9 protein-coding genes are annotated in these 11,698 nt (G+C 60.6%); 5 read left to right on the plus strand and 4 right to left on the minus strand.

Going from position 1 to position 11,698, the window contains the following annotated elements:
* Positions 1–4: 4 nt before the first annotated feature.
* From CO676_RS20505 to CO676_RS20515, 3 genes are read right to left on the minus strand one after another with little or no spacing between them, the layout of a single operon-like run.
* Positions 5–1,288, minus strand: coding sequence for a TRAP transporter large permease subunit (locus tag CO676_RS20505; protein ID WP_097522417.1), 1,284 nt, complete (start codon positions 1,286–1,288; stop codon positions 5–7).
* Complete coding sequence (locus tag CO676_RS20510) at positions 1,285–1,815, minus strand: TRAP transporter small permease (RefSeq protein ID WP_097522418.1); 531 nt, start codon at positions 1,813–1,815, stop codon at positions 1,285–1,287. The genes CO676_RS20505 and CO676_RS20510 overlap by 4 nt, the downstream gene beginning before the upstream one ends.
* Positions 1,812–3,230, minus strand: a complete 1,419-nt coding sequence (locus tag CO676_RS20515) for an FAD-binding oxidoreductase (protein ID WP_097522419.1) — start codon at positions 3,228–3,230, stop codon at positions 1,812–1,814. The genes CO676_RS20510 and CO676_RS20515 overlap by 4 nt, the downstream gene beginning before the upstream one ends.
* A 133-nt stretch (positions 3,231–3,363) precedes the next feature.
* Here CO676_RS20515 and CO676_RS20520 point away from each other — a divergent pair, with 133 nt between their 5' ends.
* Complete coding sequence (locus CO676_RS20520; protein WP_097522420.1) at positions 3,364–4,257, plus strand: dihydrodipicolinate synthase family protein; 894 nt, start codon at positions 3,364–3,366, stop codon at positions 4,255–4,257.
* A gap of 23 nt (positions 4,258–4,280) precedes the next feature.
* Here the strand turns inward: CO676_RS20520 and CO676_RS20525 are convergent, their stop codons facing one another.
* On the minus strand, positions 4,281–4,874 hold the full coding sequence (locus tag CO676_RS20525) for a TetR/AcrR family transcriptional regulator (RefSeq protein ID WP_097522421.1): 594 nt from the start codon (positions 4,872–4,874) through the stop codon (positions 4,281–4,283).
* Positions 4,875–4,984: 110 nt separating this feature from the next.
* Here CO676_RS20525 and CO676_RS20530 point away from each other — a divergent pair, with 110 nt between their 5' ends.
* The 4 genes from CO676_RS20530 (at position 4,985) to CO676_RS20550 (ending at position 11,643) form a co-directional block, all read left to right on the plus strand.
* On the plus strand, positions 4,985–6,208 hold the full coding sequence (locus tag CO676_RS20530) for an MFS transporter (RefSeq protein WP_097522422.1): 1,224 nt from the start codon (positions 4,985–4,987) through the stop codon (positions 6,206–6,208).
* A 1,692-nt stretch (positions 6,209–7,900) separates the two neighbouring features.
* The gene (locus CO676_RS20540) at positions 7,901–9,775 is read left to right on the plus strand and encodes an adenylate/guanylate cyclase domain-containing protein (protein WP_097522423.1); all 1,875 of its coding nucleotides are present in this window, start codon (positions 7,901–7,903) and stop codon (positions 9,773–9,775) included.
* A 165-nt stretch (positions 9,776–9,940) separates the two neighbouring features.
* Complete coding sequence (nanR, locus tag CO676_RS20545; RefSeq protein WP_014763520.1) at positions 9,941–10,642, plus strand: transcriptional regulator NanR; 702 nt, start codon at positions 9,941–9,943, stop codon at positions 10,640–10,642.
* A gap of 29 nt (positions 10,643–10,671) precedes the next feature.
* Positions 10,672–11,643: a sialic acid TRAP transporter substrate-binding protein SiaP gene (locus CO676_RS20550; protein WP_097522424.1), complete on the plus strand. Its 972-nt coding sequence runs from the start codon at positions 10,672–10,674 to the stop codon at positions 11,641–11,643.
* The last annotated feature ends 55 nt before the right edge of the window (positions 11,644–11,698 follow it).

Raw genomic sequence — 11,698 nt, forward strand, 5'->3', positions numbered from 1 at the left:
ATTTTTATCGGTGCGTGAGCCAGTCGAGTGGAACCATGACGAGATCGGGGAAGAGGACGAGCAGGAAGAGAACGATGAGCTCGGCCCATAGGAAGGGCCACAAGCCCTTCATCAGATCGCCCATGGAAATATTGGCGACCCTGCACATGACGTTCAGCACGATGCCGACGGGCGGCGTAATCAGCCCGATCGCGTTGTTCATGATGAAGAGGACGCCGAAATAGACCGGCTCGATGCCCGCCTGCTTGATCACCGGCATCAGGACGGGGGTCAGGATCATCAGGGTAGGTGCGAAGTCCAGCGCGGTACCGACGATCACCACGATGATCATGATGACGGCCATCAGCAGGATCTTGTTGTCCATGAAGGGGCTGAGCATCGCCTCGACCTGCGCCGGCAGCTCCGATAAGGTTATGAGCCAGGCGGAAATTAGCGCGGTCGCGATCAGGAAGACGATGACGGCGGTGCTCTTTGCAGCCGCGACGAGGATCGGGTGGAGCTGGCGCAGCGGCAGCTCCCTGTAGACGAAGGCGCCGACCACGAAAGCATAGACGCAGGCGGCGACACCGGCTTCCGTCGGGGTGAAGATGCCGAATTTGAGCCCGCCGATAATGCCGGCCGGCATGACGAGCGCCCAGATTCCGTCGATGCCGGCGCGCAACCGGGCGCTCCAATCCTGACGTGGCAGGGTCTTGACCTCGTCGCGCCGCGCAACCCACAGCCAGGCGAAGAGGAGAGAGAGCCCCATCATCAGCCCCGGAACAATCCCGGCCAGGAACAACTTGCCGATCGAGACGTTGGCGATGACGCCGAAGACGATGAGGCCGATTGAAGGCGGGATTACCGGCGCAATCACCCCGCCGGCTGCGATGAGACCGGCGGAACGCGGCACGTCGTAGCCGGCCCGGCGCATCATCGGGATGAGAAGCGCGCCAATCGCCGCCGCATCCGCCGCGGCACTCCCCGAAATGGCGGCCATCAACACGGAAGCGAAAATCGCAACGAAGCCGAGACCGCCCCGAAGATGGCCGACGAAGGTCAGCGCGAAGGTGACGATCCGCTTCGAAATGCCACCGGCATTCATGAGCTCGCCGGCCAGCATGAAGAACGGAATGGCAAGCAGCGGAAAGCTGTCGGCACCCTCGATGATCTTCTGCGACAGGATCGTGGTGTCGATATTACCCTGTAGCACCATGAGCGCGACGGCGCAGATCAACAGGGCGAAGGCGATCGGCACGCCCAATGCGATGGCGCCGATCAGCGAACCGGTGAAAATCGCGATGGTCATCGGTCGACTCTCTCAGCTATGTGAACCGGGGGGATCTCCTCGCTCTCGCTGATTTCGAGAAGTTCGCTGTCGCTGATCTGCCCCGTCACCGCGCGCCAGAGCTTGACGAGTGCGTGGAGGCCGATGCCGGAGGCCGACAGATAGACGACGCCATGGACCCAGATCATCGGAATTTCCGTCACCGGGGCCAAGGTGCTGGCATTGACCTCGTGCTGGAGCCATGTGCCGCGCAACAGCATTGCGCAGCAGATCAGGATCAAGCCCTGGCTGAGCACGCAACAGGCGATCTTGCCTCGCCGCGTCAGCGCCCGCACGAAAGTGTCCATGCCGAGATGAGAGCCGTCGCGCATTGCGACGACCGCTCCGATGAAAGTGATCCAGACGAAGAAGATGCGGGACAGCTCTTCGGATACCGTGATGCCGGAATTGAAGACATAGCGCAGAACCACATTGCCGAAGACCATCACGACCATGCCGACCAGCAGAAGGGCGAGCAGCGTCTCAATCGCCTGGAACGCCCGGTTCATAGCGAAATGACCTTGCCGGGGTTGAGGAGATTATCGGGGTCGAGCGCCCCCTTCAGCACCCGCATCAGGGCGATCTCGGCCTCGCTGCGGGCATGGCCCAGCCATTTCTTCTTCGTCGTGCCGATGCCGTGCTCCGCCGAAATGCTGCCGCTCATATCGCGCACGAGCCCGTAGATGATCGTATCCATCGCTTCCTTGGGTTGCTCATCAAGCGGCAGTCCCGGTACCCAGGCGACCAGATGCAGGTTGCCATCGCCGATATGCCCGTAATAGACACTTTCGCAGCCGGGAATGCCCTCTTCGAGCTCCGCTTTGCATTGGCTCGCGAAGATGTCCATCCGGCCCACCTGGAGCCCGATATCGTAGGAGATATGGGGTCCAAGCCCGGTGCCGAATTCGGCGCAGGCGTCGCGTACCGCCCAAAAATCCTTCACCTGAGCATGGGACTGGGCGACCGCCGCATCGGCCAGAATGCCGCTCTCCATCATCTCCTCCAGCCAGGTTTGGAACCGCGCGGCATCGGTCGCCTCGTCGGATCCGTGCGTCTCGACCAGCACGTAGAAAGCGTGGCCGGAGGTGACCGGCGCACGGACTTTCAGCCGCTCGGTGACGACCTGCCAATAGTCTGGCCACATCACCTCGAATGCCGACAGGATGGGCCCGAGCCCGCTGCGGGCGCCGGCCAGCAGTGCCGCCACATCCTCGTAGCTCGAGAGAGCACATAGGGCGGCCGTAGTGGAGCGCGGCTTGGGGAACAGCCGCAGGACCACCCGGGTGATGATGCCGAGAGTGCCTTCCGATCCAATGAAGAGGTGCTTGAGATCGTAGCCAGCATTGTTCTTGAGGAGCTTGTTCAGGTTGGTCAGCACGGTTCCATCCGGCAAAACCACCTCGAGGCCGAGAACGAGATCGCGCGTCATTCCATAGCGGATGACGCGATTTCCGCCCGCGTTGGTGGAGAGATTGCCGCCGATGGCGCATGATCCGCGCGAGCCGAGATCCAGCGGGAACAGAAATCCCGCCTCGTCGGCGGCCTTCTGCACGACCTCGAGCGGCGTGCCTGCCTTGACGGTCATCGTCGCGCTGACCGGATCGATCTCTTCGATGCCCACCATGCGCTCCAGCGAGATGGCGACCCAGCCTGGCTCGGGCGTTGCGCCGCCGCACAGGCCGGTCAGGCCGCCCTGTGGTACGAAGGGCAGCCGGACGGCCCGGCAGGTCGCTACAGCGCGCGCCGCTTCCGCTGCATTGCTGGGTCGCAATACGGCGATTGGCTGACCAGGAGGCTTGCTGCTCCAGTCGTTCCTGTTGCGCAGGGGAATGTCGTTGCCGGTCAGGACCGCTTGAGTCCCGAGTTTGACCCTCAATTCCTCGAGTGCATCCTCCCTCGGACGATCCCGATCCACTGCATCCATCGTAGGCCCGTTTCTTGTATGTAAGGTACTGTACCTTAGCAAAAGCAAGTGGTATGTCAAGCTCCGCCAACGCAGCAATGCCGCGGCTTCGATGTCAGTTATCGCGAGTGTCAGGTGCAGGAGGAATATCGTGATGCTAGAGAGACCCGGTAGGTTCGGGCTTTCCGCCGCAATGAGCACGCCGTTTCGGCCGGACGGCGCTATTGATCTTGCCCGCTTTGCGCGACACGCGCGGTGGTGCCTGGAGAACGGATGCACCAGCGTGACCGCCTTCGGCACGACCGGCGAAGGTGCGTCGATCGACAGCTCCGGGCGCGAGCAAGTGCTCAGCGCTCTGGCCAGTGCCGGGATAGAGGGAGGAGACGTCGTCGTCTGCGTCGCTGCCGCCTCCGTTGACGAGGCGCTCGCGCAAGCGCGCATGGCTGCGGATTTCGGCAGTGGAAACCTTCTTCTGCCGCCGCCATTCTACTTCAAGGGTGTTAGCGATGACGGCCTGTTTCTATGGTTCAGCCAGGTCCTGGAAAAGCTGGGAGCGGCGGCGGGCGGCGTCATTCTCTACAACATCCCGGCGGTCACCCAAGTCGCCTTGTCTGTCGAGTTGATCGCCCGCTTGAAGCGGGCTTTCCCGGGTATCATCACCGGCGTCAAGGATTCCTCCAGCGACTGGGCCTATACTCAGAAGCTGCTTGCGGCGCACAAGGACCTCGCCATCCTGATCGGCGACGAGCGCTATCTGGCTGACGGCGTTCGCCTGGGAGGAGAGGGGGCGATCTCGGGCCTCGCCAACGTCTGCCCGCAGGTGCTGCTGCCTCTGGCGCAGGACGGGCGAGGCGACGCGCGGATCAACAGCTTGGTGGACGAGGTGCTCAGATACTCTGTCGTTCCGGCCGTAAAGGCCCTCGTCGCGCACCGCAGCGGCGATCGCACCTGGCTCAACGTCCGGGCTCCCCTGGTGGCGCTAGACGAGATTGAAGCGTCCCGCCTCGGTTCAGTTCTCGACCACCTCTTCGAAGTCAATACGGACTGACGTGGACACAGCGCAGTCCCATCTCACATTTTGTCGACCCTTAGCCCTTCAAGCAAGGCGCGGAAACCCTCCACCGCTCTCTTCGATGTTTCCTGGGGCTCGTCGGAATTGGCGATCCACAATGCGGCATGGCTGCTGGCCCCGTTGATCAAGCGGGCCGCCACCTCCTCGTCGATGTCGACGATCGCGCCCTCGGCTTTTAGCTGGCGCAGACTTTCGCTGAGAGCAGCGATGCAGCCGTTGGTGCTCGGCCATTGCGATATGTCCCCCAGCACGGCCGGGCCATCGCGGAACATGGTGCGCTGGATTTCCGGCTCGAGTGCCATCTGGATATAGGCGACGCACTCCTCCACGAATCCCTGCCAGCGGCTCGGAGCGGCTGCCGAAACGCGATTGAGCCGAGCTGTCATCTCGGCGTCGATTTCCTGGATGACCGCCTGGAAGAGGCCCTTCTTGTCGCCGAAATGGTGATAGAGGGCGCCTCTCGTCAGCCCCGCCGCTGCGGTGAAATCGTCCATCGAGGAGTCGGCATATCCGACGGTGCCGAAGGCTTGTCGGGCAGCGGCAATCAGCTTCGCCCGGGTCTCAGTGATCATGTCGTGGCGTTGTCTGCGCATATACTCTCCGGTCACATACGTCGCGTATTTTATTTGACATACGATACGTATGCAACTAACTAGGACATACGCCACGTATGTAAGTGGTGGAACCGCACAAGGAACGTCCCATGTCCAATCCTTACGCAGAGATCTTCAGAGCGCCAGGAGCAAAGGGCTTCTCAGCGGCCGGCTTCCTCGCACGCCTGCCGATAGCAATGGCCCCGATCGGCATCGTTGCGATGCTCTCCCAGACGCACGGGGAATACTGGTTGGCGGGCGCGGTGTCGGCAACCTTTGCGCTGACGAACGCGCTGGTTTCTCCCCACTTATCGCGGCTGGTGGATCGCTACGGCCAGACGGCCGTCGTGATCCCGACCACGATCATTTCGGTCTTTGCCTTCTTCGCCCTCATCGCGGCGGCCAATCAAGGATGGCCCGACTGGGCGCTCTTCGTCTCGGCCTTCCTGGCTGCAGCCATGCCCAGCATCCCGGCCCTGGTGCGGGCCCGGTGGACTGAGATCTTCCGCAACCGGCCCGAGTTGAACACCGCCTTCGCCTTTGAGTCATCGGCAGACGAGTTGGTCTACATCGCCGGCGCTTCGCTCTCGGTAGGCTTGGCGGTCGCTCTCTTCCCGGAGGCAGGCATGCTCGCCGGCACTATTTTCCTTGCCGTTGGAACTCTGGCATTCATCCTGCAGCGCTCGACCGAGCCGAACCTGCGCCATACGGAGATCGATGCCCCGCAAGGCTCGGCGATCCGCCTGCGTGCCGTGCAGATCATCACGCTCGCTCTCGTCTTCGTGGGTTCCATGTTCGCGACGGCCGAAGTGAGCGCCGTAGCAATCACCAAGGAACTCGGGCAGCCTAATGCAGCAACCATCGTCATCGGGGTTTATGCAATCGGCTCCTTCGTGGTCGGCCTAGTGCTCGGCGCTCTCAATCCAACGATGTCTTTGCACAGGCAGCTCTTGATCGCGGTCAGCGTGCTTGCCATCACGTCCTTGCCGCTCCTGGTGGCGGACACCGTGCCGCTTCTGGCACTCGCCGTGTTTGTCAGCGGTATCGCCATCTCTCCGACCTTCATTACCGCCTTCGGCCTGATCGAGCGCCGTGTGCCGGCGTCGATGCTGACGGAAGGAGTGACGTGGGTGATGACCGGCATCGGGATCGGCATGGCGCTCGGTGCCTTCCTCGCGGGCTGGGTCGTCGACAATTTCCGAGCGCAGAACGGCTTCTGGGTGTCCGTGATCGCAGGCATTGCGACCGTGGTGACCATCGGTCTGGGTCAGCGGAGCCTAGCCGGCACGACAACGGAATGCCCTGTCGGCTCCCTTGCCCAGCCGGCAGAGTAGCGAAGCCGACGTCGCGCAGCTCAACCACATCGAAGTTGACGTGGTGGTGGATTGGTGAATTTGAATACAACATGTCGCGCTCTCATGTGCGACATGTTCGTGGCGTTAAATCATCCGCATTCCGGGGCATGTCAACCGTATGTCGCAGTCGGCCGGTAACTCGCCGGAAGCCCGTCGCCGCTCGAACGCGCCGTGAGGGCCTTTGTGCGGCTCTCCTACACCGCGGCTGGGATAGCCACAGAAAGGCCAATGCGCGTATAAGTATGATTAATCAATAAACCCCTTATTTTTTATTGTGTCTCTTATACTTTCGGATAATATCCTTTCTGCAACGGCACATTTTCCCAGAATTGCTCTTAGAACTTGCTGAATCGGCAAGGGGAATAAGCATTGCAGTGTCGATGCTTAATATTACAGAAGATACGGTTTGAACACGATTAAGCCTGGGTCATTGCGATCCGGGCTTAATCCATATGCATCTGACGGATATCCCTGAATACCTCATCTTGGCGAGTCTCCTGCTTGCGTCTCCTTACGGCCAGATTGGGTATACTTCATTGCGGATGGTTCTGAACATATTGCACCAATTTGCCAACAGGCCCGCCAATAAACACTTTCACCTGACTTGAAGCTCAACGCCCGCCTTTGCTGTCGGCTGATTATCTAACGGTGCCGTTTTTCCCGGAGACGTCGGTTGCCATCCTCGGGCTGGCGCGAGGCTCCTCCGTTCTTTGAATCCGGTAACTCCGGGCCAACGCCTTGATGGAGAACGTGGCCGCTCCTTTCATCGGTATTGAGCGGTTGCGAGCAATTGCTGCAACACTATTCCCACCTGCCGACGGTTACCGGACCAATGAGGCGGCCCGTTCGTCCGGCTCGATGGGTAGGTCTGATCCTATCGGCTTTTGAACCAAAGCTTCGATGTCCCGTGCCAGAGCGGCGAGTTGCTCGGCAATCTCCAAAAGGGTCGAAGCCGCGGCGGTTGCTCTCGGATAGTCAATGTCGCAGTCGTCCATCTCTAGATTCCCTGCTAATAGAGTTTTCATTCGGCGCCGCTGCCGCGTGCAAAGCGGTCGCAGCCGCGCTTCGCTGTATTCACCTCGGAACTGCCGGTGATCGTGCTGCAATCGTAGAGGTTCCGGTCTTGGCCCATTTGGCTGCTGTCATCGCGGAGCCGAGCAGCAGAGCGGGCACAGCCAACGCTCCGATGAATCTAAGCAATTGAAGGCGACGCGTGCGCCTTCCTTCCCAATCGTAGACCATCTTCTGTCCGCCGGAATACCGCGGACATAGAAGCAGACAATCGCCGACAGGTCGAGAGTTTTTTGGCGCAGCAACCTCCGGTGACGGAGCTCTTTACAACTCGCGAATTAATCGGCGTCGCTCTTCCATCTGGAGCGACTCGCGTGCCGGCATCGCGATGCCCTTCGGTGTTTCAGCGTAGTAAGGCGATCAAGCCCTTCTTGCATCCGAAGCACAATGCCGGGAGTCGGGGCCGCTACAGTCGCCGACACTCTTGAACGCCGAAGTATCCCGGCGTCGTCTGATCCGGACGGAGATGCCGCTCGGCGGTTCACAGATGTCATCTTGGCCGCAGCAAAAAGAGACATTCACTCAACGCAGGAGTATGATCGGATCAGCCTGGAATTCTGGCACCCCGAGAGTGGCAGTACACGAAGACTGGGTGGTCACATGAACGATGCGACGGTGCACAGACGTTTGACGGCCATCCTCGCCGCAGACGTTGTGACTTACAGCCGACTCATGAGCCGGGACGAGGCAGGCACCCACGCGGCATGGAAATCGCATCGCAGTGAACTGATCGACGCCAAGATCGCCGAGTATGAGGGGCGCGTCGTGAAGCTCACAGGCGACGGATTTCTGGCGGAATTTCCGAGTGTCGTGAATGCGGTCACCTGCGCGGCCACGGTCCAACTGGGTATGCTTGAGCGCAATGCGGGTGTGCCGCAGCGCAGCCGCATTGAGCTTCGCATAGGCATCAACCTTGGGGACGTGATCGTTGAGGGCGACGATATATTCGGGGACGGCGTCAATGTGGCGGTTCGGCTTGAAAGCATAGCGACGCCCGGCGGGATCGCGGTTTCTGCAGCCGTCCGCGACAATGTCGGCAACCGGCTCGATCTTCAATTCGATGATATGGGCGAGCAGACGCTCAAGAACATAGACAGGCCGGTGCGCGCCTATAGCATTACCCTGGACTTTCCACCGGCTCCCCGAACGCGCCGTTCGGATGCAAGCCCGCAAGAGCCCTGGGAGATCGAAAAGCCCTCCATTGCGGTCCTGCCCTTCAACAACATAAGCGGTGACCCCGAGCAAGAGTATTTTAGTGATGGGATCACCGAGGACATCATTACCGACCTGTCGAAAATCTCCGGCCTCTTCGTCGTCGCGCGCAACACGGCCTATACGTACAAGGGCAAGCCGGTAAAGGTGCAGCAGGTGAGCCAGGATCTCAGGGTCAATTTTATCCTGGAGGGAAGCGTCCGCAAGGTCGGCTCGCGTGTGCGGGTGTCTGCGCAGCTCGTCGACGGAAGTGGCGGCGGTCATCTCTGGGCCGACCGGTACGACCGTGATCTCACGGACATATTTGCCCTTCAAGACGAGATCACCCATACCATTGTGGATCACTTGAAGGTCAAGCTGCTGCCAGAGGAGAAGAAGGTAATCGCTCGGGTGCCGACCGGGAGCTTCGAGGCCTATACGTACTACCTTAGAGGACGGCATTTCCTGCACTGGCACTCCAGATCTCATTACGTCCTGGCGAAGCGCATGTTCGCCATGGCGGTCGGACTCGACCCGCATTTTGCGCGGGCCTACGCCGGAATTGCGGACTGCGATTCCTTCCTCTTCCTGCATTATAACGCGGATGTCTCGATCGATGCCATTCTGGCGACTAGCGCCAAGGCGCTGGAGCTTGAGAGCGGTCTCGCAGAAGCGCATGCTTCACGCGGTCTTGCTCTGTCACTTCGCGAGCGTCATCCGGAAGCGATGGAAGAGTTCGATCAGGCGATCGCCCTCGATCTCAATCTTTTTGAAGCCTATTACTTCTACGCCCGCGCCTGCTTCACCCAGGGGAAACTGGAGGAAGCAGCCAGGCTTTTCCAGCGCGCCGCAGAGATCAAGCCTGACGATTACCAAGCCTTGCTTGTGCTCATTAACATTCTCCGATCGCTTGGGCGCGAGCAGGAAATGAAGATGGCGGCGCGGGAAGGTGTTGCGCGCGCCGAGCGTGAGCTGAAGCTGCGTCCGGAAAATCCGAGACCCGCCTACTTGGGGGCTTTGGGGCTGGCGGCGCTTGGCGAGCTTGATCGTGCCAAGGAATGGGCGGGACGCGCTTTGGCCATCGATCCCGACGATCGCCTGGCGAAATACAACGTCGCTTGCTTCTATGCGCTCGAGGGCGAACATGAAGGAGCGATCGACCTGCTAGTGGAGCTTCTCCCCGGTGCCACCCACGAAACAAAGAGGTGGGTGAAATACGACTCGGATCTCGATCCGATCCGTAGTCACCCGCGCTTCTCGAAGGTGCTTGAACTCCTCGGGTAAGAGGCATTGTCCTGTCACAGGTATGCAGGCCGCCTCGTCAGCCACTGGTTCTTCGCCCGCAGTCATCTCTCGAACATGGCGATAGTCAAGGCGTCTGCCTTTTTAGCCGAGCTGTCCCGGGCGTATCTCTTGACAGAAGTGGTATAACACCTTAACAGTTATACCATGAGCACGTTGGCGATACGCAAAAAACTCTCGGACGAAGTCCGCTTCCGCCTTGAGGAGATGATCCGGGAGGAGATCTACCCCTTGGGTACTACGCTTCCTTCCGAGCGGGACCTGATGGAAATGTTCGGGGTCGGGCGACCATCGATCCGCGAGGCGCTGTTCGCCTTGGAGCGCATGGGGCTCGTGAAGATCAACACGGGCGAGCGTGCCAAGGTCACACGGCCGACGCCGGATCATTTCCTCTCTTCGCTCGCAGGTGCGGCACGTATGCTGCTTGGCCGACCGGAGGGCGTCGCCAATTTCGAGCAGGCGCGGCTGTTCCTGGAGGAAAGTTGCGCCCGTCACCTCGCGGCGAACGCCACAGCGGCTCAGATTGAGGCGATCGAGGCCGCACTTGCCCGCAACGAGGCCGCGATCGGCAAGGCCCGCGCCTTCGCCATGACCGATGTCGCCTTTCATCGGACGCTGACGGAAATGGTTTCGAATCCCATTTTTCTCGCCGTCCATGATGCTTTCGTAGACTGGCTGATTGCTCAGCGGCCCTTGCCGGTCCAGCCGGAGATTTCCAACAGAGAGAGTTTCGAGGAGCACGTCGCGATCGTGGAGGCGATCCGGACCGGAGAGCCGGAGCGGGCCGGGCGCGCCATGCGCGAGCATCTGGAGAGTGCGGCACGCAAGTACAGGCAAACGAGCCCTTAGGGCCTATACGACAAGGGAGGAATGTTCAAATGAAAACGGGACTGATGTCACTGGCCCTCGCGGGCCTGCTGATGGCGTCGCAAGCCTCGGCTCAGGAGACGCGTACGCTGCGGCTGGGGATGCAGGGCACCGCCGGCGATCCGCAATTCGAGGGTGTCACGGAGGCGGCGCGGATCATCAAGGAGAAATCGAGCGGTCGGTTGACGCTGGAAATCTTTCCCAATTCCCAACTCGGTACCTTCAGCGAAATGATGGAACAGGTCACCCTCGGCGAGCTCGACTTCACGCTCAATCCGTTCGGGGGGATGGACGCCTGGGTTCCCCGCGCTGTGGTGGCCAGCACCGCTTATGTGGTTGGTGACTTCGATCACCTTCAAAAGATCATCGCCTCGGACTGGGGTAAGGGAATCGTCGAGGAGATGCGAACCGAGCACAAGTGGCGAACGGTCGACTCCTGGTATTTCGGAACGCGGCACACGACGGCGAAAAAGCCGATCGAAAAGCCCGCCGACTTCGCCGGCATGAAGTTGCGCGTTCCCAACTCGGCGCCGCTTCTCACCTGGGCGAAGGCGATGGGCGCCAGCCCGACGCCCGTGGCTTTCGCGGAAGTCTATCTGGCGCTTCAAACCAACCAGGTCGACGGCCAGGAGAACCCGTTGCCGATCATTGACTCGATGAAGTTCACCGAGGTGCAATCACATGTCTCGTTGACCGGACATCTGGTGCAAGACCAGCTCATCCTCATGTCGGAAGATACATGGAACGCGCTCGAACCGGCTGACCAGCAGGTCGTGATGGAGGCCTTCGAGGCGGGCGGCGTCCTCAACAACAAACTCGTCAATGAAAAGGAAGCGAGCCTCGTCAGCGCTTTCCGCGAGCGCGACATCACCGTAGTCGAGCCGGACAAGGCGGCTTTTCGGGAGGCCATGAAGCCTGTCTATGCCGATCTCGACGCAAAGTTCGGTGCCGGCACAGTGCAGACGCTCCTCGATCTCCGTTAGGCCATACAGGCGTTGCCGCAGGCGGCAACGCCTTCTGACCCCAAGGAATTCAGCA

Source organism: Sinorhizobium sp. BJ1 (assembly GCF_002531555.1).
Taxonomy (GTDB): domain Bacteria; phylum Pseudomonadota; class Alphaproteobacteria; order Rhizobiales; family Rhizobiaceae; genus Sinorhizobium; species Sinorhizobium fredii_B.

Coding starts and splice junctions, on each gene's coding strand:
- CO676_RS20505 (WP_097522417.1), bottom strand. CDS start 1,288: ATGACCATCGCGATTTTCACCGGTTCGCTGATCGGCGCCATCGCATTG.
- CO676_RS20510 (WP_097522418.1), bottom strand. CDS start 1,815: ATGAACCGGGCGTTCCAGGCGATTGAGACGCTGCTCGCCCTTCTGCTG.
- CO676_RS20515 (WP_097522419.1), bottom strand. CDS start 3,230: ATGGATGCAGTGGATCGGGATCGTCCGAGGGAGGATGCACTCGAGGAA.
- CO676_RS20520 (WP_097522420.1), top strand. CDS start 3,364: ATGCTAGAGAGACCCGGTAGGTTCGGGCTTTCCGCCGCAATGAGCACG.
- CO676_RS20525 (WP_097522421.1), bottom strand. CDS start 4,874: ATGCGCAGACAACGCCACGACATGATCACTGAGACCCGGGCGAAGCTG.
- CO676_RS20530 (WP_097522422.1), top strand. CDS start 4,985: ATGTCCAATCCTTACGCAGAGATCTTCAGAGCGCCAGGAGCAAAGGGC.
- CO676_RS20540 (WP_097522423.1), top strand. CDS start 7,901: ATGAACGATGCGACGGTGCACAGACGTTTGACGGCCATCCTCGCCGCA.
- nanR (WP_014763520.1), top strand. CDS start 9,941: ATGAGCACGTTGGCGATACGCAAAAAACTCTCGGACGAAGTCCGCTTC.
- CO676_RS20550 (WP_097522424.1), top strand. CDS start 10,672: ATGAAAACGGGACTGATGTCACTGGCCCTCGCGGGCCTGCTGATGGCG.